Genomic DNA, 21,411 nt, shown 5'->3' with positions numbered 1-21,411 from the left:
GCTGCTGCCGGGCACCGCCGGTGCCACGTGGCCCGTGGCGGCACGCACCGCCAGCATGGCCGCCGCCGCCATCACGCGCACCCCCACCCCGATGGCCTGCTCGTCCGGCGCGTAGTCGCCGCGGTGCAGGTCAAAGGTTTCCCCGTCCGGCGTGCGCGTGCCCAGCCGCATCATCGCCCCCGGCACGATCTGGGTCATCCAGGCGAAATCCTCCCCGCCCATGGACTGCGGGGTCAGGCTCACGGCCTCGGCGCCGAGCTCCAGGCGCGCCGCCGCTTCGATCAGCCCGGTTTCGCGCTCCGCATTGACTACCGGGGGAACCCCGCGGATATGTTCGAGCTTGACATCCACGCCGTAGGGAGCGGCCACCTGCTGCACCACCTCGTCCACGAGTTCGCCGGCCGCGTGCCACGCGTCGCTGTCCAGGCAGCGCAGGGTGCCGGCCATGACCCCGCGTGCCGGAATGGCGTTCGGTGCGGCACCGGCCTGGATCTGCCCCCAGACAATCGAGACCGCGCTGCGGACATCGATGCGCCGGCTGATGACGGCGGGCACGTTGATGGCGATCTGGGCCAGCGCGAAGACCAGGTCCTCGGTCAGGTGCGGCCTGGACGTGTGGCCGCCGCGCCCGTTGAGCTCGATCCGGATGGTGTCCGACGCCGAGGTGATGGCGCCGATGCGCGTGCCCACCGTGCCGGCGTCGATCCGGGGGTCGCAGTGCAGCGCCAGGATCCGCGGGATGTTTTCGAGCACGCCCTGCTCGATCACCGCCAGGGCCCCGCCGGGCATGGTCTCCTCGGCGGGCTGGAAGATGATCCGGACCCGGCCGTCAAGCTCGCCCTCGATCTCCAGTTCGCGCAGCACCAGGGCCACCCCCAGCATCACCGTGGTATGGATGTCGTGGCCGCAGGCATGGCTGACGCCGCGGTTCGAGGATTCGTACTCCAGGCCGGTGTCCTCCAGAATGGGCAGCGCGTCGATATCCGCGCGCAGCCCGATGATGATGGGGCCCTCGCCGATGTCCACGAAGAGCCCGGTGCCCTCCAGCGGCCGGGGATCGAGGCCGGCGGCGCGCAGCCGTTCCAGCAGCTTCCCGGTGGTGCGGAACTCCTTGTGCGAGAGCTCGGGGTGCTGATGCAGATCCCGGCGAAACCTCTTCAGCTCATCCAGCAGCGGGGCTGCCCACACGCCGATATTCGGAATCTTGACCGAGGTTTCTGAAATCTTCTGCACACGAAAACTCTAGCGAGAAGACACCCGTTAGTCCCGCCGGCCCGCGGCACGACGGCTGCGCCGTCACAGCACGTCGATGTCGCCGCTGGCCTTCAGGTGCTCGACGGCGGACTTGACCCGCTGTGCATGTTCCTTCGTGGTCACCAGCAGCGCGTCCGGGGTATCCACCACCACGACGTCGTCGATGCCGATCAGCGCAATGACGCGCTTGGTGTCGGAGACCACGATGCCCGAGGCGTTCTCGGAGTAGACCCGGGCCCCCTCCCCCAGCACCGTCAGGTTCGAGACTTCGGAGGCGGCGTTGAGCCGTCCGATGGCGGCGAAGTCGCCGACATCGTCCCAGCCGAACGAGCCCGGGATCATCGCAACGTCGCCGGCTGCGGCGGCCGGCTCGGCCACCGCATAGTCGATGGCGGTTTTGGGCAGCGTGGGCCAGACCCGGCGCACCACCGCCTTGCGCTCGGAGGTATCCCAGGCAGCGGCGATCTCCATCAGCCCGGCGTGCAGCACCGGCTCGTTGGCCTCCAGGTGCTTGAGCAGCAGATCCACCGGCGCCACGAACATGCCCGCGTTCCAGTGGTAGCCCCCGTCCGCCAGGTAGGCGGCGGCGGTGTCCTCGTCCGGCTTCTCCACAAACTCGGCCACCGCCTGCGCGTTCGGGGCCCCGGCCACGGCGAGCGGCCCGGCGGCACGGATGTAGCCGAAGCCGGTGGACGGGTGCGTGGGGGTGATCCCGATGGTGACGATGAAGCCCTCGGCGGCCGTGTGGACCGCCTCGCGGACCGCCGCCTGGAAAGTCTCCACCGGATTAATCACCTGGTCCGCGGCAAAGGAACCCATGATGATGGACGGATCGCGGCGGTACAGGATCGCCGCGGCCAGGCCGATGGCGGCGGCGGAATCCTTCGGCTCCGGCTCCAGCACCAGGTTCGCATTCGTCAGCTCGGGCAGCTGTTCCAGCACCGCGCGTCGGTGCGCCCGTCCGGTGACCACCATGGTGCGTCCGTCGCACAACGGCTCCAGCCGCGCCCAGGTGGCACGGATCAGCGTGGACCCGGACCCGGTCAGATCGTGCAGGAACTTCGGCGCCGCGGCCCGCGACAGCGGCCACAGCCTGGTCCCGACACCGCCGGCCGGAATCACGCCGTAGAAACGCCCCAGCACATCGTCTTCATTCACTGCACCCAAGATATTCATCCCTTCAACGGTAAACCCGGCTGGCAAGCCCGGCCTCATCCCCAGGGATGAACTTTGCCCCATCCGGCAAGCGGAAGGGCCGGCAGCCACGGCGCGCCCCGCCCACCCCGATTTAAGGAAGCAAATTGTTGCGTAAATAGCCGGATTTTTCCGGGGCTGCGATTAACGGGAAAACCGCTGTTGAGTAGCTCACAAATCGGCGCCCAAAAATTGAATAAGCTCTAAGCGAAGCCTAGATTAGTCTTGTTTAAGAGTGCGCTCGCAACGGCGTCATCACTTGCGTGGAAGCCACGCTACCGCCGTGCGATGCAGGGAGGTCAATTCAGTGTCGAAGACACCAGCAGGAACCCTCTACCGCGGCCGTGAAGGCATGTGGTCCTGGGTCGGACACCGGGTAACCGGCGTCGCGATATTTTTCTTTCTCTTGGTACATGTGCTGGATACCGCACTGGTGCGCGTGTCCCCCGATGCCTACAACGCGGTCATCGCAACGTACAAGAATCCCTTCATGGCCCTGCTGGAAGCCGGCCTGGTCGCTGCCATCGTCTTCCACGCCTTCAACGGCCTGCGCGTGATTCTCATCGACTTCTGGAAGAAGGGCCCCAAGAACCAGGCCAAGATGCTCTGGGGTGTCGTGGGACTGTGGGTCGTCGTCATGGTCCCGTTCCTCATCCGTCATCTTTCGCTCGCCTTTACCGGGGGTCACTAAACCATGGCTGTTTCCACTGAAATCCAGGCGCCCCGCAGCGGGCGCATCGCGCCGGAGTACAGGCGGCACGGCCGCTCGAGGGGCAACTTCGAGATGCTCGCCTGGCTGTTCATGCGCCTGTCCGGCGTTGTGCTGGTGGTGCTGATCTTCGGCCACCTGTTCGTCAACCTGATGGTCGGCGAGGGCGTGCACGCCATCGACTTCGGCTTCGTGGCCGGCAAGTGGGCGAGCCCGTTCTGGCAGGTGTGGGACCTGGCCATGCTGTGGCTGGCCATGCTCCACGGCACCAACGGCGTGCGCACCATCATCAACGACTACGCGGAGAAGGACGCCACGCGGATCACGCTGAAGACCATCCTCTATGTTGCGTCCGCAATCATCGTCATCCTGGGCACCCTGGTGATCTTCACCTTCGACCCGTGCCCGGCGGGCGCCGCCGCGGACCTGCTGCCGTCCTTCTGCCGGGCATAGCCGGCAGGCAGTCGATGGCAGCGGCCCGGGCCGCTGCACGCACCCCACCTTTAGTTCCAACAGAAAGAGCATCCAGCATGCAGGTCCACAAGTACGACGTCGTCATCGTCGGTGCCGGCGGCGCCGGTATGCGCGCGGCGATTGAATCCGGCCAGCGCGCACGAACCGCAGTACTGACCAAGCTCTACCCCACCCGTTCGCACACCGGCGCGGCCCAGGGCGGCATGTGCGCCGCCCTGGCCAATGTCGAGGAAGACAACTGGGAATGGCACACCTTCGACACGATCAAGGGCGGCGACTACCTGGTGGACCAGGACGCTGCCGAGGTCATGGCCAAGGAAGCCATCGACGCCGTGCTCGACCTGGAGAAGATGGGCCTGCCCTTCAACCGCACGCCCGAAGGCAAGATCGACCAGCGCCGCTTCGGCGGCCACACCCGTGACCACGGCAAGTCCCCGGTCCGCCGCGCCTGCTACGCCGCAGACCGCACCGGGCACATGATCCTGCAGACGCTCTACCAGAACTGCGTCAAGCACAACGTCGAGTTCTACAACGAGTACTACGTCCTGGACCTGCTCGTGCTCGAAGAGGAGGCCCTCCGCGCGGACGGCACTCCCTACCTGCAGAAGCGCGTGGCCGGCGTGGTCAGCTACGACCTGGCCAGCGGCGAGATCCACGTCTTCCAGGCAAAGTCCGTGGTCTTCGCCTCCGGCGGCGTCGGCAAGGTCTTCAAGACCACCTCCAACGCCCACACGCTCACCGGCGACGGCATGGGCATTGCCTTCCGCCGCGGCATTCCGCTGGAGGACATGGAGTTCGTCCAGTTCCACCCGACCGGCCTGGCCGGCCTCGGCATCCTGCTCTCCGAGGCGGCCCGCGGCGAAGGCGCCATCCTGCGCAACTCCGAGGGCGAGCGCTTCATGGAGCGCTACGCCCCCACCATCAAGGATCTGGCGCCGCGCGACATCGTGGCCCGTTCCATGGCCCTGGAGGTGCGCGAAGGCCGCGGCTGCGGACCGAACAAGGACTACGTGCTCCTGGACCTGACCCACCTGGAGCCGGCACACATCGACGCCAAGCTCCCGGACATCACCGAGTTCGCCCGCACCTACCTGGGCGTGGAACCGTACACCGAGCCGGTGCCGGTGTTCCCGACGGCGCACTACGCCATGGGCGGCATCCCCACCAACATCAAGGGCGAGGTGCTGCAGGACAACGACACGGTCATTCCGGGCCTGTACGCCGCCGGCGAGGTTGCCTGCGTGTCCGTGCACGGCTCCAACCGCCTGGGCACCAACTCGCTGCTGGACATCAACGTCTTCGGCAAGCGCGCCGGCATCAACGCCGCCGAGTACGCCGCGACCGCCGGCTGGGTCGAGGTTCCGGAGAACGCGGATGCGGACACCATCCGGCTGGTCGAGACCGTGCGCAACGCCAACGGCACCGAGCGCGTCGCGCAGCTGCGCAAGGAGCTGCAGGACACCATGGACGCCAACGTCCAGGTGTTCCGCACCGAGCAGTCCCTGACCGAGACGCTGAACGTCATCGCGTCCCTGCGCGAGCGGTACAAGAACATCAGCATCCAGGACAAGGGCAAGCGCTTCAACCTGGACCTGCTCGAGGCCGTGGAGCTCGGCTTCCTGCTGGACATGGCCCAGGTCATGACCGTTGCCGCGCTGCACCGCCAGGAATCCCGCGGCGGCCACTTCCGCGAGGACTTCCCGGACCGCGACGACGCCAACTTCATGAAGCACTCGATGGCCTACCTGGACGAGTCGGCTGAGACCGAACATGTCGCCGGCATCCGGCTGGAAACCAAGCCGGTTGTCTTCACGCGCTACGAACCGATGGTGAGGAAGTACTAATGACCGCGCAACATACCGAACCCGTCGAGCCCGCCTCGAAGGTCGAGCTGGCCCCCGGCGTCGGCGGTGGCGGAGAGATCCCCAGCTACGACGTCACCCTGAAGGTCCGCCGGTACAACCCGGAGGTTTCCGAGGAGGCCCGCTGGGACGAGTTCAAGCTGACCATGTACGGCACGGACCGCGTGCTGGATGCCCTGCACAAGGTCAAGTGGGAGCATGACGGGTCGTTGTCCTTCCGCCGCTCCTGCGCCCACGGCGTCTGCGGTTCCGATGCCATGCGCATCAACGGCCGCAACCGGCTGGCCTGCAAGACCCTGCTGAAGGACCTGGACACCTCCAAGCCGATCACCGTCGAGCCGATCAAGGGCCTGCCGGTGGAGAAGGACCTGATCGTGGACATGGAACCGTTCTTCCAGTCCTACCGCGAGATCATGCCCTTCCTGATCAGCAGCGGCCACGAGCCCACGCGCGAGCGGCTGCAGTCCCCGGAGGACCGCGAGCGTTTCGATGACACCACCAAGTGCATCCTCTGCGCCGCGTGCACCTCCTCCTGCCCGGTCTTCTGGACCGACGGACAGTACTTCGGTCCGGCCGCGATCGTCAATGCGCACCGTTTCATCTTCGATTCGCGCGACGACGCCGGCGACATGCGCCTGGAAATCCTCAACGACAGGGAAGGCGTGTGGCGCTGCCGCACCACCTTCAACTGTTCCGAGGCCTGCCCCCGAGGCATCCAGGTGACCAAGGCGATCGCCGAGGTCAAGCAGGCAATCCTGAATCGCAAGATTTGAGATGGGGGCGCTCCCGCAGTGTCGCTGGCGCGCCACGGCGGGGCCCTCGCGCCCCACTCTAAATCCCACTTGAACCTTTGGAATGGCACTGCTGCAGCCCCACCGGGCGGCCGCGGTGCCTTTCCGTTCCCCGGCGGCCGCCGGGGAACCGGCACCCCAGGCGAGGAGGGACCAATGCCCGGCATTGAGCCGGTAAAATTTCCAGGGGTCAACGGAACCACCCTGGCGGGAGTCCTGAACCTGCCCGACAGCGGGGCGCGGGCCTGGGCGGTGTTCTGCCACGGCTTCACACTGGGCAAGAACAGCGCCGCAGCCTCGCGCGTGGCCAAAGCCCTGGCCGCCCGCGGCATCGGGGTGCTGCGCTACGACGCCGCCGGGCTCGGCGGCTCCTCCGGAGCCTGGCACGAGGGAACGTTCAGCACCAAGGCGGCGGATGTAGCGTCCGCGGCCCGCTTCATGCGCGACTCGGGGCGTCCGGCCCGGCTGCTGATCGGCCACTCGCTCGGCGGCGCGGCGGTCCTGGCCGCGGCCGCTTCCGTGCCGGAGGCGGCCGCCGTGGTCACCATCGGTTCCCCCTTCGAGCCCGGACACGTGGTGCACCTGTTCGAGCATGTCCTGGACGAGGTCCACCGCCGCGGTTCGGCGGGGATCACCCTTGGCCAGGGTTCCTTCACGATCCGGCGCGAACTGGTCGCCGACCTGCTCGGCGCCGATCTCTCCGCGCCGATCGCCGCACTGGCCCGGCCCCTGCTGGTGCTGCACTCCCCCGACGACACGGTGGTGCCGGCAGAAGAGGCGGAGCGGATCTTCGCCGCGGCCGGACAGCCCAAGTCCTTGATCTCGCTGGACGGCTGCGACCACCTGCTCGGCAGCCGGCGCCAGGCCGAACGCGTGGCCGGGCTGATCGCCGCCTGGGCAGAGGAGTACCTGGCCGGGCACGCGTGACCTGCCCCGGCCGCGGGGCGTCGGCTCAGCCCTTCCCGTCGAAGCTTAGCTCTTCCCGCAGGATCCACACGCCGGTCCGGTCGTGCTCGTACAGGCCCATGCTGTTGACGGTGAACGTCGCCGCATAGTCGGCCAGCTTGTCCTCGGCCGAGTCCATGCTCGCCTGGCTCACATCGTGGGCGACGGTGACGTGCGGGTGGTAGTCGAATTCCAGTTCCCTGGCCAGCGGGCCGGCCTGCAGCTTCCGGTGCAGGCTGACGCAGGCGTCGAAGCCCTCGGTCACGGCCACATAGACCACCGGCGACACCGGCCTGAAGGTGCCGGTCCCCTGCAGGGTCACGGTGAAGGGCTGCTGCCCGCGGGCCACCTCGTGCACATGCTCCGTTGCGGCCTCCCAGTCCGTGACCGGAGTGGCCGTCACCAACGTGATGTGCGGCGGGATGACGGCTGCCAGCGGATCGCCGAAAGAGGCCCGCCAGTTCTCCAGCTCGGTGGCCATCGGCTCCGGGATCCCGATCACCACTCCGACCTGCCCCACCTGCACCTCAGCGCCCAGCCCAGCGCCGCCGTCGCTGGCGACGGCGGTAGTGCTGTTCGGGAACTGTTGGGACATTGCTAGCGCGGGCTCCCGGGACGCAGGAAGCCGACCTTGTCATAGACGTCCCCGAGCGTGGCCGAGGCGATGCTGCGGGCCTTCTCGGCACCGCGGGCCAGCAGCCGGTCCAGTTCGGCCGGATCGTCCAGCAGCTCGTGGGCGCGCTGCTGGATCGGGGTCAGTGTCTGCACCACAACCTCCGCCAGGTCCACCTTCAGGTGGCCGTACAGCTTGCCCTCGTACTCCTTCACCAGCTGGTCCACGCTCTTGCCGCTCAGGCTCGAGTAGATGGTCAGCAGGTTGGAAATGCCCGGCTTGGCCTCGCGGTCAAAGCGGATTTCGGTGCCGTCGTCGGTGACGGCGGACTTGATCTTCTTGGCAGCCTGCTTCGGGCTGTCCAGGATGTTGATCAGGCCGGCCGGGGACTCGGCGGACTTGGACATCTTGGCGGTGGGGTGCTGCAGATCGTAGATCTTCGCCCCCTCCTTCTGGATGACCGGCTCGGGCACCACAAAGGTTTCACCGAAACGGTGGTTGAAGCGCATGGCCAGGTTGCGGGCCAGCTCCAGGTGCTGGCGCTGGTCCTCCCCCACCGGCACCCCGTACGGGCGGTAGAGCAGGATGTCCGCGGCCATCAGCACCGGGTAGGCGAACAGGCCCACGCTGGCATGCTCGGAGCCGTGCCGCTGGGTCTTGTCCTTGAACTGGGTCATCCGGGAGGCCTCGCCGAAGCCCGTGATGCAGTTGAGCACCCAGGCCAGCTCGGCGTGCTCGGGGACGTGGGACTGGACGAAGAGCGTGCACTTGTCCATGTCGATGCCGCCGGCGATGTACTGCGCGGCGGTGACCCGGGTGCGCTTGGCCAGTTCCGCCGGATCGTAGTCCACCGTGATGGCATGCATGTCCGGAACGAAATAGATCGCCTCGTACTCGTCCTGCATGCTGACCCAGTTGACCAGGGCGCCCAGATAGTTGCCCAGGTGCAGGGAATCGGCCGAGGGCTGCATGCCCGAGAGCAGCCGCTGGCGCCGGCCCGCCGCCGGGGACGACGGCGCGGCCCCCCTGGGTTCGGTGCCGGTGCCTTCGGCGGGACCGGTGGATTCGGTGGTGCTGGCTGTCATGGGATATGGGGAACTTTCTAGAACTGGTAGTCAACTACCAAGGGTGCATGGTCAGAGAAGCGGGCGTCGTAGGACGCGGCGCGGTCAACGACGGCGTTCGACGCGAGGGCGGCGAGCTCCGGGGTGGCCATGTGGTAGTCGATGCGCCAGCCGGTGTCGTTGTCGAAGGCCTGCCCCCGCCAGGACCACCAGGTGTAGGGCCCGTCCACCTCCCCGGCCAGGGTCCGGTGCACATCCGTGAAGCCGATCTCCTCGCCGAAGAACCTGTCGAAGTAGGCGCGCTCCTCGGGCAGGAAGCCGGCCCGCTTCACGTTGCCCTTCCAGTTCTTGATGTCCAGGGTGGTGTGGCCCACGTTCAGGTCCCCGACCACCAGGACATGGTCGCGGCTGGCCTTGAGTTCGGGCAGCCGGCCGGCCATGGCGTCCAGGAAGCGGTACTTGTCCACCTGCTTGGGGGTGTCCGCCTCGCCCGAATGGACATAGGCGCTGACCACCGTCAGCAGGCTGGCGCCGTCCCGGCCGGGGATCTTGAAGTCCGCCTCCACCCAGCGGCCGGCGGTGGCGAAGTAGTCGTGGCCAATGTGCCCGCGGGTGCCCACCGGTGCCTCGCGGGAGGCGATGGCAACGCCGGCACGGCCCTTGGCCTCGGCCTCGGCGTGCAGGATGTGCCAGCCGTCGCCGAGCAGTTCGCGCACCACCGCATCGGGGGCGCGGACTTCCTGCAGGCACAGGATGTCCACTGCACGCTCCGCCAGCCACGCGTCCATGCCCCGCTTATAGGCGGCACGGATGCCGTTGACGTTGACGGATGCAATCCGCAGCCGCGGCCCGGTTCCGGCCGGTCCGGCTGCCTCTGTTGCCTGCACGCTTGCTTCGGTTGCCAAACTCACTCGACCTACCTTACCCGCGCCGGGTGATTAGTCGACAACCGTGCCGGTGACCGGCTCGCCGCCGTCGTTGTGCTTAATCATGCCGCGGCCGTTGTGGGCGGTAATCTCGATCGTTTCGAGGGCGCGTTCGACCATGCCGGTGTCCTTGCCCAGGTAGTCCCGGATGACGCGGGCCTGGACCTGGACGATCTTGAAGCTGTGGTCCAGCTTCTGGTCCCGCACGGCGTTGACGCGGGTGACTTCCTCTTCCACCAGCTCGGTGCCGCCGTTCGGCCCGGCCGGCCCGCGCCGCACCGCCTGGCCGGCGAAATCTGCCTGGATGTTGGCGAACTTCTCCCGGGCCTTCCGGGTGGCCCCGCGGACGCCGAACACCACAAAGGCTGCCAGCACCAGCCAGCCCAGCGAAATGATGGCGATGATCCAGCCGATGACATCGTTCTGGTTCGCGGCGAAGACCACGGCGAACAGGAACACCAGCACCATCACCGCCATGCCGATGTTGCCTGCCTTGAACGGCCAGCCGCGCGGGGCGGGCGTGGCGGAGGACTGGACCGAATTATTGCCGAGCGATTGCATGCCGATATTCTCTCAAATCCGCGGCCCGGCTGACGCACCTTCCACCGGAGGCGAACGTCCCCGCCGCGCCGGGTCAGCTCCCCGCCGGCCGGAAGGTGGGGAACGGCGTACGGCTCCTACCACTGGACAAGGCAGAACGGGTGCCCCTGGGGGTCCACATACACCCGGAACGTCTCGGTGCCGGCATCCATGCTCACGGCGCCGAGCTGCAGCACGAGTTCCTCGGCAATGTCCAGGTCCCTGACCTTGACGTCCAGGTGCATCTGCTGGGGATGCTCCTGGCCCGGCCACTGCGGGGGATTGTAGTCTTTGACCTGCTGGAAGGCGATGGCCGGCCGGTCCGGGGCGTCCCCGATGCTGACCCAGCCCTCGTCCTGCTGGACCCTGATCATTCCCAGCAGCTGTTCGTAGAACGTGGCCAGCTTGTCCGGATCCACGCAGTCAATTACCAGCGCCTGCCACTTACCGATCATCGCAAACTCCTCCTGGTGTCCATCCCGGGTGTCCTCGCGCAGGGTGCTCTCATGCAATGCGGTCGCCGTCGCGTCATTCCATCATGGCGCCCGATCCCTAGCTGAGGAAGAGCCTGCGCAGCCGGAAGGTGGTCAGGACCAATCCGAGCAGGACCATCACCAGGTAGTAGAGGATGTGGACCCCGGTGGCCGCGGTGAACACTCCCGCGCCGAGCTGGCGCAGCAGCTCCACCCCGTGCCACAGCGGCAGGGCCTGGACCAGCCGCTGGATCGGTTCCGGGTACACGCCCAGCGGGTAGAAGGTCGCGGAGAACAGGAACATCGGCAACATCAGGAAGGTGATCCAGTCCATCTGCTGGAAGGTCTTCATGAAGCTGGTGATGCCCATGCCGAAGGAGGCGAACCCGAAGGCCACCAGTACCGCTGCCGGAATCATCAGCAGCGCCCACGGTGTCGTGAGCAGGCCCATGGCACCCATGACGGCGGTGAAGCCGGTGGCGTACAGCGCCCCGCGCAACAGCGCCAGCAGGATCTCGCCCAGCGCCACGTCCAGCGGGCCGAGCGAGGTGTAAAGCATCCCCTCGTACAGCTTGGCGAAGTTAAGTTTGAAGAACACATTCCAGGTCGAGTCGTAGACCGCCCCGTTCATCGCCGAGACCGCCAGCAGGGCCGGGGCAATGTAGCTGGCGTAGCCGATGTGCTCCCCGCCGGGGCCCTCGACGGTGCCGATCAGCGAACCCAGCCCGATGCCCATCGCCACCAGGTAAAGCACCGGCTCCACGAACCCGCTGGCCATGATCGCCCAGTTGCTGCCCCACGTGGCCCTGAGCCCGCGGCCCAGCACGGCGCGGACGTTGCCCGCGTACAGGGCGGCGAGCGGACGGCGGGCCGGGACCGGCAGGGCCGTCTGCCGGTCCCCGCCGCTGATGGTGCGCTGGCTCACTTGCCCAGCCTCCTTGCGTAGATCCGCCGGGCCAGCAGCCAGCCCGCCGCGGCCAGCGCCGCCAGGTACACCATGCGGACGGCACTCAGCCAGGCCGGCTCCGCCAGCCCGTAGCCGAGCACCCGGCCCAGTTCGGTGGAGTGCCACAGCGGTGAGATCCAGCCGATCCAGCGCACCGCCGGGGGCATCGCCGCCAGCGGAAAGAAGGTGCCGGAGAACAGGAACAGCGGCATCACGATGAAGCGCTGGACCATGGCGAACTGTCCCTTGTCGTCTTCGATGCTCGCCGCATAGGCCATCACCGGCAGTCCGAAGGCCAGTCCGCCCAAGGCGGCGGTCAGGATCATGAGCCAGCCGGTGGCCGCCGGCACCGCGCCGAAGAGCAGCAGGAACAGGAAGTACAGGCCGGTGGTCAGCAGCTGCCGGCACAGCACGCCCAGGCAGTGGCCGTTGACCAGCTGGTGGCTGGCCAGCGGAGAGGCATTGGGCCCGTAATAGGTCCGCCGCCACTTGAAACCGGACATCACCGGATAAGTGTTCTCGTCCGCGGCCACCATGATGGCGGCGGTGGCCAGCAGCGCAGGCGCCACGAAGACCAGGTAGGAGGAGGCCCCGCCCAGCGCGGCGCCGCCGTTCGCGCTGTTGGCATCGACCAGCGTGGCCAGGCCCACCCCCATGGCGAACAGGTACACCAGCGGCGTGCCGACGGCGGTCAGGGCAACGGTCCAGCCGTAGCCGCGCATGGCCCGCAGCCAGTGCTCCAGGTAATAGAACGAGCCGAACTTCCGTGCCCGGGCCGCCGACTGCAGCGGGGACAGCGGCGGGCGCAGCCGGTCCCCGGCAGCACCGGCGGCGCTTGCCGCGTTACCTGTGGCTTGCCAGCGCTCAGTCAATGAGTCTCCTGCCGGTCAGGCGGAGGAACACATCCTCCAGGCTCGAGCGGCGCACCAGCGAGGTCAGCGGGCGCAGCCCCCGGTTGGACACCTGCTCCAGCGCCGCCTCGCCGTCGTCGGCATAGACCAAAACGCGGTCCGGCAGGGCCTCCTGCCGGTCACCGATCCCGCCCAGCTCGGCGGCCACGGTGGCATTGCGCTCCGAGCCGAAGCGCAGCTCGAGTACTTCGCGGGTGGAATGTTCGCGGATCAGTGCGGCCGGGGAACCCTCAGCCATGATCCGTCCCTTGTCCACCACAATCAGCCGGTCGCACAGCTGCTCCGCCTCGTCCATGTAGTGGGTGGTCAGGATCAGCGTAACCCCGCTCTCCTTGAGCCGGAAGAGCCGGTCCCAGAGGATGTGCCGGGCCTGCGGGTCCAGCCCGGTGGTGGGCTCGTCCAGCAGCAGGATCCGCGGCTCGTTGATCAGCGAGCGCGCGATGGTCAGGCGCCGCTTCATGCCGCCGGAGAGCGCGTTGATCCTGGCCTTGGCCTTCTCGGTCAGCTGGGCGAATTCCAGCAGTTCATCCGCCTTGGGCCGCAGGTAGCTGTGCGGCAGGCCGAAATAGCGCCCGTAGACGATGAGGTTGTCCCGGACCCTGAGCTCCTCGTCCAGGTTGTCCTGCTGTGGTACGACGCCGAGGTGGGCGCGGACTTCCGGCCCGTACCGGTCCGGGTCCAGGCCCATGATGGCCAGCTCGCCCGAGGTCCGCCGCGAGACGCCGCCGATCATGCGCATGGTGGTGGACTTGCCTGCGCCGTTGGGGCCGAGCAGCCCGAAGGATTCGCCGGCGCGGACCTCGAAGGAGATGCCGTCGACCGCGGCGAAGCCGCCGAACTTCTTGGTGAGGTTCCGCGCGGAGATCACGATGTCCCCGCCCCCGGCCGAACCTGAAAGGCTTGGAGGCACCCGAACAGCTTAGGGCCGTTCCGCGCGCGCGAAAAGCCTCAGGGGGCCTGGGGCAGGCCCTGGCGCCCGGCGGCCGGAGGGGGCCGGAGGGTGTTCGGGACCGCGCTCGCCGCATAGTCGACCATCGCCCGGGCCCGGTCGGTGGGCCGGATGGCTTCGGGCCAGATCATGCGGACGGCTATCGGTTTGACCGCGGGCGTAATCGGCCTGGCCGCCACCATCCGCCCCTCGTAGCTGGCGTCCACCGCCGGACGCTGGACCAGCACCGAATAGCCCGCACCCCGCCCGACCAGGGACCTGGTCAGTTCGAAATCGGTGGTGCGATAGCGGATCTGCGGCGCCACGCCGGCATCCTCGAACAGGGCCAGGGTGTGGCTGCTGCTCGGCGGGGCGTCCAGCAGGATCATCGGTTCGCCGGCCAGCCCGGCCAGCGGGACCTCGGCGCTGCGGGCCAGCCGGTGGCCCGCCGGCAGCAGCACGTAGGCTTCGGCCTCGCAGAGCAGCACCGAGCCCAGCCCCGGCCGCAGGTCCATGTCATAGACCACCGCCAGGTCCAGCTCGCCGGCGAAGAGGCGCTCCTGCATCTCGTCCTGCGTGCCCTCGACGAAATCCAGCTGGACCTTCGGGTGGTTCACCGTGAAGCCTTCCAGCAGCACCGGCAGGATGGTCGGAGCCAGGGTGAGGTAGCAGCCGACCACCAGCGGCCCGGCCAGCTCCTGGCCGCCGCTGGTCGCGCTCAGCTCAAGTTCCTCGGCGTCCCGGAGCAGGCTGACCGCCCGGGAGTACAGGTATGAGCCCGCCGGGGTCAGCGAGACCCCGTGGGCCTTGCGCCGCACCGTCAGCTGGGTCTTGAAGATCCGCTCCAGCTCCCCGATGGCTGCGGCGACGGCGGTTGGGGAGACCCGCAGTTCGTCCGCGGCGGCCATGATGGTTCCGGCTTCCGCCACCGCCGTGAAGTAGGCCAGCTGGCGCAGGGTGTAGCGGGCCAAGTGTCCCCTTCCGAGCATTTTCCTTGGATATATCGAACATTTATGAACTTTACCTGAGGTTATGACGGCTGCCACACTCGGATGCAGGCAGGATCACACGGGCCCCGGCGCCCGGCAGAGCATAGGAGTCAAAGGATGAGCATCGCCGCAGAAGCCCGTCCCGTTCCCACCGCGGACTGGGTCACCATCGAGGATCTGTACCGGAACCCGTTCCCGATCTACCGGAAAATGCGTGCCGAGGCCCCGGTCCACTGGGTCCCGGCAGTGAACCGCTACATGGTCACCAGCTACGAGGCCTGCCACATTATCGAGCAGGACCAGGAGATCTTCTCCGCCAACGAGACCGGCTCGCTGATGAAGCGCGCCATGGGCCATTCCATGCTGCGCAAGGACGATCCGGAGCACGATGTCGAGCGCAAGTCCTACGGCTCCACGCTGCGTCCGCGCGCCATTAAGGAAACCTGGAACGCGATCTTCCAGGAGAACAGCAACAAGTACCTGGCCCGGCTCAAGGCGGCCGGCCCCGGTGCGGACTTTATCTGGGAATACGCCGCCCCGTACGCTGCCGAGAACCTGCGCCGGATCATCGGCTTCGAGAACGCCACCCAGGAAGACCTGCAGCGCTGGTCCCAGACCATGATCGACGGCACCGGCAACTACGCCGACGACCCCGAGGTCTGGGCCAAGGCGGAGCAGTCCTCGGCCGAGGTGGACATCGCCATCGACGAGATGCTGCCGCGGCTGCGGCAGAACCCGGACGCCAGCCTGCTTTCGGGGCTGGCGGACATGAAGATCCCGCTGGAGTCCATCCGCGCCAACCTGAAAATGACCATCGGCGGCGGGCTGAACGAGCCCCGCGACGTCCTCGGCGTCGCCGCCTGGGCCCTGCTGTCCAACCCGGACCAGCTGGCCCAGGTGCTGGCGGACCCCTCGCGCTTCAGCGACGTCTTCGACGAAGCGATCCGCTGGGTCGCCCCCATCGGCATGTATCCCCGGGAAGTCACCCGCGACAGCGTGCTCGAAGGCATGGCGCTGCCCAAGGGCGCCCGCCTCGGCGTCGTCCTGGGCGCTGCCAACCGGGATCCGAAGCAGTTCGAGGACCCCGAGGTCTTCAACATCAACCGCGCCAAGAAGCCGCACCTGGCCTTCGGCGGCGGCGTCCACTACTGCGCCGGGGCCTGGGTGGCCAAGGCCTCCGTGGCGGCGATCGCGCTCCCGCAGGTTTTCGCGGAGCTGCCCAGCCTGCGCCTGGACCCGGGGCACCCCGCGGTGGACGCCGGCTGGGTCTTCCGCGGCATGGTCAAATTCCCGGTCCTTTGGGACCGGAAGTAACCGTTCGACACTCCGAAAGACAAGGGATAACCATCATGGCCAAGATCAGTTTCCATCAGCCCGACGGCAACGTGGACGTGCTCGACGTCGAGCCGGGCACCTCGGTGATGCGCGCCGCCGTGACCAACGGCGTCGCCGGCATCGTCGGTGAATGCGGCGGGCAGGCGATGTGCGCCACCTGCCACGTCTACGTGCGCGAGGACTACCTGGACGGCCTGCCGCCGGTCGGCGACGACGAGGACGAGATGCTTGACTGCACCACCGAGGAGCGTACGCCCCGCTCCCGCCTGGGCTGCCAGGTCACGGTCGGCGAGGGCCTCGAGGCGATCGAGGTCGACCTGCCGGAGAGCCAGGTCTAGGCCGTGGGCTGCACGCATCAGGACCGCGTTCTCATTGCCGGCAACGGCCAGGCCGGCGTCCAGCTGGCCGACTCGCTGCGGGCCGAAGGCTTTTCCGGCGACCTCATCCTCGTCGGCGAGGAGCAGGCGCTCCCCTACCAGCGCCCGCCGCTGTCCAAGGACTACCTGGCCGCCGGCGGTGCCGCCCCGGCGCCGCTGCCGCTGCGCGGGGAGAACTTCTTCACCGACCATCGGGTCCACCACCGGACCGGGGTGGGCGTGACCGGCATCGACCGCGACGGGCACACCGTGAGCCTGTCCGACGGGTCCGTGCTGGTCTACTCCAAGCTGGTGCTGGCCACCGGTGCGGCCAACCGGAACCTCTCCTGCCCCGGCGCGGAACTGGCCGGCATCCACGGCCTGCGCACGCTGGCCGATGCCCGGGCCGTGCATGCGCGGCTGGATGCGGTGCGCAGCGTCGTCGTCGTCGGTGCCGGCTTCATCGGCCTGGAGTTCGCCTCCGCCGCCCGTGCCCGCGGCATCGAGGTCACCGTGCTCGAATACGCCGGCCGGCCGATGGCCCGGGCCCTGTCCCCGGCCATGAGCGAATGGTTCGCCGCCGCGCACCGCGAGATGGGCACCGACCTGCGCCTCGGCGAGGGCATCGCCTCCTTCACCGGGGACGACGGCGGACAGGTGACCGCCGCGGTCTCCACCACCGGCGCCGCCTACCCGGCGGACCTGGTCCTGGCAGGCATCGGCGTGATCCCGCGCACCGAACTGGCCGAGGCCGCCGGGCTGGCGGTGGACAACGGCATTGCCGTCGATGCGCACCTGCGCACCGCCGACGAGGACATCTACGCCCTCGGGGACTGCGCCAGCTACCCGCAGGCGCACGCCGGGGCCCGGATGCGCCTGGAATCGGTGCAGAACGCCACCGACCAGGCCCGCCACCTGGCCAAAACCCTCCTGGGCACCCACGGCCCCGGGGACGCCGGCTACGCCGAGCTGCCCTGGTTCTGGTCCACGCAGGGGAAGCTGAAGCTGCAGATCGCCGGCCTGTCCGCGCCCGGGGACGAGACCGTGCTCCGCGGGGACCCGGAGGCCGGCAAATTCTCCGTCTTCTGCTTCCGCGACCGCGTCCTGGCCGCCGTCGAGTCGGTCAACCAGCCCGGAGACCACCTGGCCGCCCGGCGCCTGCTGGCCGCCGGCCGCAGCCTGGCCCCGGAGCAGGCCGCGGACCCGGAGTTCGACCTCAAGGCCTGGTCCAAGGCCGTCCCCGTCGGCTAGGGCGACCCTGGACGGCAGGCCAGCGCCTCCACGGCATAGTCCAGCAGGGCTTCGGCCCGGGCGCTGAGCCGGGTCTGCTCCGGCCAGATCGCCACGACGAAGGTTTGGCTGGCCGGCGGCGCGAGCGGGCGGACCACCACCGGCCGGCCTTCGATGGTCTGCGGCGGCTGGTTCGGCCGGGACATAAGCAGGGCATAGCCCAGCCCCCGGCCGACCAGCGCGTGGACCAGCCCCACCTGGGGCATGGAGGTGACAATGTTCGGGCGCAGCCCGCGTTCGGCGAAAACCTGGTGGGTGTTGGAGGTGCTGGGGCTGGATTCGTACATAATCAGCGGCTCCGGCGCCAGCAGCTCCAGCCCGACCGCCTCCCGCCCGGCCAGCGGATGCTCCGGCGGCAGCACCGCCATCAGTTCGGTCGGATAGATGTTCCGGCGCGCGTAGCCGGCCGGCAGGAGCATGTCGTAGACAATGGCCAGGTCCAGCAGTCCGGCGTCCAGGGCCGGCAGCAGGTCATCGTGGGTTCCCACCGTCACGTCCACGGTGACCTCCGGGTGCCGGGGCGGAAAGCCTTCCAGGATCGCCGGGACCACATTGCTGGCGAAACTGGCGAACACCCCCAGCTTCACCGGCCCCTTGAGCCGGCCGGCGGTGCCGGCCAGGTCGCTGACCAGGCCGTCGGCGTCGTGCAGCAGCCGCCGGGCGCCCTGGGCGAAGAACTGCCCGGCGGGAGTCAGCTGCAGGCCGCGGGCCTTGCGGCGGACGCACAGCTGCTCGCCTACGGCCTGCTCCAGGGCTGAAATCGCCTGGGAGAGGGCGGATTCCGAGATCCGCAGGGCGGCGGCGGCCGAACCCAGCGTGGCATGGTCCGGCAGCGCGGCAAAGAGCTCGAGCTGGCGCAGGGTGAAGGCGGGCATCTTATTCGGTTCTCCGGAAAAAGTTCAGCGGTTTTCTGAAGTTTACTAAATGAAGGTGACATGCGACACTGGTCACTCGGAAAGATCAATAGTTAAGGCTTTCAACGATCTGACCGATTCGCGGCACCAGCCACCCGCGGGTGGTCCTACCTCTAGGAACAACAAACATGAGCACACAGTCCCAAGGCCAGTCCTCGGCCGCCAACCAGCGGCGTGTGGCCTTTGCGACCATCATCGGGACCACTGTCGAGTGGTACGACTTCTTCATCTACGCTACGGCGGCCGGCCTGGTTTTCGCCCACCTGTTCTTCGAGCCGGCCGGCCAGTCCATCGGCCTGCTGCTGGCGTTCGCGTCCGTGGGCATCAGCTTCCTCTTCCGGCCGCTGGGCGCGTTCCTGGCCGGCCACTACGGTGACAAGATCGGCCGGCGCTGGATGCTGGTCATCACCCTGATCCTGATGGGGGTCTCCACCACCCTGATCGGCGTGCTGCCCACCTATGAGACCTTCGGCGTGATGGCTCCGGTGCTGCTGCTGCTGCTGCGCATCCTGCAGGGCATCTCCGCCGGCGGCGAGTGGGGCGGCGCGGTCCTGATGGCCGTCGAGCACGCGCCGTCGGACCGCCGCGGCCGTGCCGGCGCCTTCCCGCAGCTGGGCGTGCCGCTGGGCATGCTGCTGGCCTCCGGCGTGACCACGTTGATGACCGGCGTCATCTCCCCCGGTGAGGCGTTCCTCGAATGGGGCTGGCGCGTGCCGTTCCTGCTCAGCTTCGTCCTGATCATCGTCGGCTACGTGGTGCGCCGGGCCGTGGACGAGTCCCCGGTGTTCGAGGAGATCGCCGAGAAGAAGCAGCAGACCAAGGTCCCGATCGTCGAACTGTTCCGCAAGCACTGGCTGCTCGTGATCCTGGCCGCGCTGGTCTTCGCCGGCAACAACGCCGCGGGCTACATGGCCACCGGCGGCTTCATCCCCAGCTACGCCACCAGCCCCGCGGTGGGCCTGGAGCGCACCGACGTGCTGCTCGCGATCACCTTTGCCTCCGCCTGCTGGTTCTTCTGGACCGCGCTGGCCGGGTTCCTGGCCGACAAGATCGGCCGCCGCACCACCTACCTGATCGGCTTCAGCGCACAGCTTTTGAGCGTGTTCCCGCTGTTCTGGCTGATCAACACCGGCTCGCTGGGCATGCTCTACCTGGCGCTGGCCCTGTTCACCGTGGGCCTGGGCCTGGGCTACGGCCCGCAGGCGGCCTGGTATGCGGAGATCTTCCCGGCCTCGGTCCGTTTCTCCGGGGTGTCCATCTCCTACGCCCTCGGCGCAATCCTCGGCGGCGCCTTCGCCCCGACCATCGCCCAGGCGCTGATCAACGCCACCGGCACCAGCACCTCCGTCTCGCTCTACCTGCTGGGCATGACGGTCCTGTCGATCCTGGCCGTGCTGGTCCTGCGCGACCGCCGCGGCATCAACCTGTCGATCAACAACCAGGCCGAACAGGAAGTCGGCGCCACCGTCTTCGACAAGCGCCAGCCGGCCAAGGCGGACGTCACGGCCAGCCGCTGACCTGACCGACGCCAAGGGGCGGTTCCGGGAATTCCCGGAACCGCCCCTGCGTTTGTCCCCGTTCGTCCCGTCCCCCGGTTCCGGCGCGACAACCGAGGGGTTCAGCGCCGTCGCCGCTCCGTCAGCACCTCCAGCCGCTGGCGGAACTCGGTCTCATCAATGTCCCCGCGGGCGTACCGTTCGCGCAGCACGCCCTCGGCGCCGCGGGCCCCCTCGTAGCCGGCTCCGCGCCACCACAGCCGGCGGCCGAGGACGATCAGCAGCACGATCACCAGGATCCAGAACAGCGGGAACAGCAGGATCCACCAGCCCGGGCCGTGCCCGGCACCGTACCAGTAGGGATCGGCCGGTACGCCGGCCAGCGCCTGGACCGGGCCCGCGGCCGGCATGATTGCGGTCAACATCATCTCTCCAAACTCCCTGCCGTGGCCGGCCTTCGGCCACACCTTCAGCATGGCCGCGCGCCGCCGGCGGCGCGTCCGCCGCCGGGAGACACTTTCGGCGGCGCCGGGTACTCCCGCGGGGGTGTCTACCGTTCCGGGCCGGGGGCCTGGCCCGGACGGACAAGGCCGGACTCGTAGGCCAGCACCACCAGCTGGGCCCGGTCCCGGGCCGCCAGCTTGGCCATGATCCGGGAGACATGGGTCTTGGCCGTCAGCGGGGTGATGAACAGCCGCTCGGCGATCTGCGCATTGTTCAGGCCGGCGCCCACCAGCGCCAGCACCTCGCGTTCGCGTTCGGTCAGCTGTCCCGGTCCGGGCCCCGCCGGCAGGGGGCGCGGCTGCGCGGCGACCTTGGCCAGCAGGCGGCGGGTGACCGACGGCGACAGCAGCGCGTCCCCCGCGGCGACCGCCCGCACGGCCCGGAGCAGTTCCGCCGGCTCGGCGTCCTTGACCAGGAAGCCGCTGGCGCCGGCGCGAATGGACTCGATGATGTAGTCATCCAGCTCGAATGTGGTCAGCATGATAATGCGCGTGCCCGGCGGCCCGCCGGCCGCAAGGATTTCCGCGGTGGCATCGATCCCGTCCCCCTGCGGCATCCGGATGTCCATCAGCACGATGTCCGGTGCCAGCTCGCGCGCCAGCCGGACCGCGTCCGCGCCGGTACCGGCCTCCCCCACCACTTCCATGTCCGGCTCGGCGCCGAGCAGCGCCCGGAACCCGGCCCGGATCAGTGCCTGGTCGTCGGCCAGCAGGATGCGGATCATGGTGCCGGCTCCTGTTCCGAAGCCGCAGGCCGGGCACCGGACCCGGGCACGGCCGCCAGCGGTATGCGGGCCAGCACCTCGGTCCCCGTGGGCGCATTGCCGCGGGCATTGGCGCCGGGCCCGGCCGGCAGGCC

Annotated in this window: 23 protein-coding genes; 9 read left to right on the top strand and 14 right to left on the bottom strand. The window is 68.5% G+C overall.

Annotation, left to right across the window (positions count from 1 at the left end):
- The coding region (locus ACFQ36_RS10530; RefSeq protein WP_377013354.1) for an amidohydrolase at window positions 1-1,233 on the bottom strand (1,233 nt) is incomplete at its 3' end.
- Between the two features lie 63 nt (window positions 1,234-1,296).
- Window positions 1,297-2,430, bottom strand: coding sequence for a mannose-1-phosphate guanylyltransferase (locus ACFQ36_RS10525; RefSeq protein ID WP_377013352.1), 1,134 nt, complete (start codon window positions 2,428-2,430; stop codon window positions 1,297-1,299).
- Between the two features lie 325 nt (window positions 2,431-2,755).
- Here ACFQ36_RS10525 and sdhC point away from each other — a divergent pair, with 325 nt between their 5' ends.
- From sdhC to ACFQ36_RS10500, 5 genes are all read left to right on the top strand, one after another.
- Window positions 2,756-3,139 carry a succinate dehydrogenase, cytochrome b556 subunit gene (gene sdhC / locus ACFQ36_RS10520; protein ID WP_377013350.1) on the top strand — a complete coding sequence of 128 codons (384 nt, stop codon included), beginning with the start codon at window positions 2,756-2,758 and terminating at the stop codon, window positions 3,137-3,139.
- A gap of 3 nt (window positions 3,140-3,142) precedes the next feature.
- A complete protein-coding gene (locus ACFQ36_RS10515) occupies window positions 3,143-3,610 on the top strand; it encodes a succinate dehydrogenase hydrophobic membrane anchor subunit (protein ID WP_377013348.1) in 468 nt (155 codons plus the stop codon).
- Between the two features lie 77 nt (window positions 3,611-3,687).
- Complete coding sequence (sdhA, locus tag ACFQ36_RS10510; protein WP_377013346.1) at window positions 3,688-5,475, top strand: succinate dehydrogenase flavoprotein subunit; 1,788 nt, start codon at window positions 3,688-3,690, stop codon at window positions 5,473-5,475.
- Window positions 5,475-6,266, top strand: coding sequence for a succinate dehydrogenase iron-sulfur subunit (locus tag ACFQ36_RS10505; protein WP_377013345.1), 792 nt, complete (start codon window positions 5,475-5,477; stop codon window positions 6,264-6,266). Before sdhA ends, ACFQ36_RS10505 begins: the two co-directional genes overlap by 1 nt.
- A 174-nt stretch (window positions 6,267-6,440) precedes the next feature.
- Window positions 6,441-7,211: an alpha/beta hydrolase gene (locus ACFQ36_RS10500; protein WP_377013344.1), complete on the top strand. Its 771-nt coding sequence runs from the start codon at window positions 6,441-6,443 to the stop codon at window positions 7,209-7,211.
- A 25-nt stretch (window positions 7,212-7,236) separates the two neighbouring features.
- On the opposite strand, the gene ACFQ36_RS10495 is transcribed toward ACFQ36_RS10500, so the two are convergent.
- The 9 genes from ACFQ36_RS10495 to ACFQ36_RS10455 form a co-directional block, all read right to left on the bottom strand.
- Window positions 7,237-7,824, bottom strand: coding sequence for a 2'-5' RNA ligase family protein (locus ACFQ36_RS10495; RefSeq protein WP_377013342.1), 588 nt, complete (start codon window positions 7,822-7,824; stop codon window positions 7,237-7,239).
- A gap of 2 nt (window positions 7,825-7,826) precedes the next feature.
- A complete protein-coding gene (trpS, locus tag ACFQ36_RS10490; protein ID WP_377013340.1) occupies window positions 7,827-8,927 on the bottom strand; it encodes a tryptophan--tRNA ligase in 1,101 nt (366 codons plus the stop codon).
- A gap of 17 nt (window positions 8,928-8,944) precedes the next feature.
- A complete protein-coding gene (locus tag ACFQ36_RS10485; RefSeq protein WP_377013358.1) occupies window positions 8,945-9,694 on the bottom strand; it encodes an exodeoxyribonuclease III in 750 nt (249 codons plus the stop codon).
- 150 nt (window positions 9,695-9,844) lie between these two features.
- Window positions 9,845-10,393, bottom strand: a complete 549-nt coding sequence (locus ACFQ36_RS10480) for a hypothetical protein (RefSeq protein ID WP_377013338.1) — start codon at window positions 10,391-10,393, stop codon at window positions 9,845-9,847.
- A gap of 116 nt (window positions 10,394-10,509) precedes the next feature.
- Window positions 10,510-10,923, bottom strand: coding sequence for a VOC family protein (locus tag ACFQ36_RS10475; protein ID WP_377013336.1), 414 nt, complete (start codon window positions 10,921-10,923; stop codon window positions 10,510-10,512).
- A gap of 40 nt (window positions 10,924-10,963) precedes the next feature.
- Window positions 10,964-11,767 carry an ABC transporter permease gene (locus ACFQ36_RS10470; RefSeq protein ID WP_377013356.1) on the bottom strand — a complete coding sequence of 268 codons (804 nt, stop codon included), beginning with the start codon at window positions 11,765-11,767 and terminating at the stop codon, window positions 10,964-10,966.
- A gap of 38 nt (window positions 11,768-11,805) precedes the next feature.
- Window positions 11,806-12,702, bottom strand: coding sequence for an ABC transporter permease (locus ACFQ36_RS10465; protein ID WP_377013334.1), 897 nt, complete (start codon window positions 12,700-12,702; stop codon window positions 11,806-11,808).
- A complete protein-coding gene (locus ACFQ36_RS10460) occupies window positions 12,695-13,651 on the bottom strand; it encodes an ABC transporter ATP-binding protein (protein ID WP_377013332.1) in 957 nt (318 codons plus the stop codon). The genes ACFQ36_RS10465 and ACFQ36_RS10460 overlap by 8 nt, the downstream gene beginning before the upstream one ends.
- A 38-nt stretch (window positions 13,652-13,689) precedes the next feature.
- Window positions 13,690-14,640: a LysR family transcriptional regulator gene (locus tag ACFQ36_RS10455; protein WP_377013330.1), complete on the bottom strand. Its 951-nt coding sequence runs from the start codon at window positions 14,638-14,640 to the stop codon at window positions 13,690-13,692.
- Window positions 14,641-14,775: 135 nt separating this feature from the next.
- Between ACFQ36_RS10455 and ACFQ36_RS10450 the strand changes: the two genes are divergently transcribed.
- Genes ACFQ36_RS10450 through ACFQ36_RS10440 form a run of 3 tightly spaced genes read left to right on the top strand, consistent with a single transcriptional unit; the run spans window position 14,776 to window position 17,600 of the window.
- Window positions 14,776-15,972 (top strand): cytochrome P450, encoded by a 1,197-nt coding sequence (locus tag ACFQ36_RS10450; protein ID WP_377013328.1) that lies wholly within the window; start codon window positions 14,776-14,778, stop codon window positions 15,970-15,972.
- 35 nt (window positions 15,973-16,007) lie between these two features.
- Complete coding sequence (locus tag ACFQ36_RS10445; RefSeq protein WP_377013326.1) at window positions 16,008-16,331, top strand: 2Fe-2S iron-sulfur cluster-binding protein; 324 nt, start codon at window positions 16,008-16,010, stop codon at window positions 16,329-16,331.
- Window positions 16,332-16,334: 3 nt separating this feature from the next.
- Window positions 16,335-17,600, top strand: a complete 1,266-nt coding sequence (locus ACFQ36_RS10440; protein ID WP_377013324.1) for an NAD(P)/FAD-dependent oxidoreductase — start codon at window positions 16,335-16,337, stop codon at window positions 17,598-17,600.
- Here the strand turns inward: ACFQ36_RS10440 and ACFQ36_RS10435 are convergent.
- A complete protein-coding gene (locus tag ACFQ36_RS10435; RefSeq protein ID WP_377013322.1) occupies window positions 17,597-18,514 on the bottom strand; it encodes a LysR family transcriptional regulator in 918 nt (305 codons plus the stop codon). The genes ACFQ36_RS10440 and ACFQ36_RS10435 overlap by 4 nt on opposite strands.
- A gap of 167 nt (window positions 18,515-18,681) precedes the next feature.
- Between ACFQ36_RS10435 and ACFQ36_RS10430 the strand changes: the two genes are divergently transcribed.
- Window positions 18,682-20,070, top strand: coding sequence for an MFS transporter (locus tag ACFQ36_RS10430; RefSeq protein WP_377013320.1), 1,389 nt, complete (start codon window positions 18,682-18,684; stop codon window positions 20,068-20,070).
- A 101-nt stretch (window positions 20,071-20,171) separates the two neighbouring features.
- Here ACFQ36_RS10430 and ACFQ36_RS10425 read toward each other — a convergent pair whose 3' ends face one another.
- Window positions 20,172-20,477, bottom strand: coding sequence for an SHOCT domain-containing protein (locus ACFQ36_RS10425; protein WP_377013318.1), 306 nt, complete (start codon window positions 20,475-20,477; stop codon window positions 20,172-20,174).
- A gap of 122 nt (window positions 20,478-20,599) precedes the next feature.
- On the bottom strand, window positions 20,600-21,277 hold the full coding sequence (locus ACFQ36_RS10420) for a response regulator (protein WP_377013316.1): 678 nt from the start codon (window positions 21,275-21,277) through the stop codon (window positions 20,600-20,602).
- Window positions 21,278-21,411: the final 134 nt, after the last annotated feature.

Source organism: Arthrobacter sp. GCM10027362, from assembly GCF_042679445.1.
In the GTDB taxonomy this organism is placed as follows: Bacteria; Actinomycetota; Actinomycetes; order Actinomycetales; family Micrococcaceae; genus Crystallibacter.
This window is presented reverse-complemented; position numbering and strand designations above follow the sequence as displayed.

What these genes read in the sequence shown, in the direction of transcription:
- ACFQ36_RS10525 (WP_377013352.1), bottom strand. Translation starts at nt 2,430, where the DNA reads ATGAATATCTTGGGTGCAGTGAATGAAGACGATGTGCTGGGGCGTTTC.
- ACFQ36_RS10515 (WP_377013348.1), top strand. Translation starts at nt 3,143, where the DNA reads ATGGCTGTTTCCACTGAAATCCAGGCGCCCCGCAGCGGGCGCATCGCG.
- sdhA (WP_377013346.1), top strand. Translation starts at nt 3,688, where the DNA reads ATGCAGGTCCACAAGTACGACGTCGTCATCGTCGGTGCCGGCGGCGCC.
- ACFQ36_RS10505 (WP_377013345.1), top strand. Translation starts at nt 5,475, where the DNA reads ATGACCGCGCAACATACCGAACCCGTCGAGCCCGCCTCGAAGGTCGAG.
- ACFQ36_RS10500 (WP_377013344.1), top strand. Translation starts at nt 6,441, where the DNA reads ATGCCCGGCATTGAGCCGGTAAAATTTCCAGGGGTCAACGGAACCACC.
- ACFQ36_RS10495 (WP_377013342.1), bottom strand. Translation starts at nt 7,824, where the DNA reads ATGTCCCAACAGTTCCCGAACAGCACTACCGCCGTCGCCAGCGACGGC.
- trpS (WP_377013340.1), bottom strand. Translation starts at nt 8,927, where the DNA reads ATGACAGCCAGCACCACCGAATCCACCGGTCCCGCCGAAGGCACCGGC.
- ACFQ36_RS10485 (WP_377013358.1), bottom strand. Translation starts at nt 9,694, where the DNA reads ATGGACGCGTGGCTGGCGGAGCGTGCAGTGGACATCCTGTGCCTGCAG.
- ACFQ36_RS10480 (WP_377013338.1), bottom strand. Translation starts at nt 10,393, where the DNA reads ATGCAATCGCTCGGCAATAATTCGGTCCAGTCCTCCGCCACGCCCGCC.
- ACFQ36_RS10450 (WP_377013328.1), top strand. Translation starts at nt 14,776, where the DNA reads ATGAGCATCGCCGCAGAAGCCCGTCCCGTTCCCACCGCGGACTGGGTC.
- ACFQ36_RS10445 (WP_377013326.1), top strand. Translation starts at nt 16,008, where the DNA reads ATGGCCAAGATCAGTTTCCATCAGCCCGACGGCAACGTGGACGTGCTC.
- ACFQ36_RS10435 (WP_377013322.1), bottom strand. Translation starts at nt 18,514, where the DNA reads ATGCCCGCCTTCACCCTGCGCCAGCTCGAGCTCTTTGCCGCGCTGCCG.
- ACFQ36_RS10430 (WP_377013320.1), top strand. Translation starts at nt 18,682, where the DNA reads ATGAGCACACAGTCCCAAGGCCAGTCCTCGGCCGCCAACCAGCGGCGT.
- ACFQ36_RS10425 (WP_377013318.1), bottom strand. Translation starts at nt 20,477, where the DNA reads ATGATGTTGACCGCAATCATGCCGGCCGCGGGCCCGGTCCAGGCGCTG.
- ACFQ36_RS10420 (WP_377013316.1), bottom strand. Translation starts at nt 21,277, where the DNA reads ATGATCCGCATCCTGCTGGCCGACGACCAGGCACTGATCCGGGCCGGG.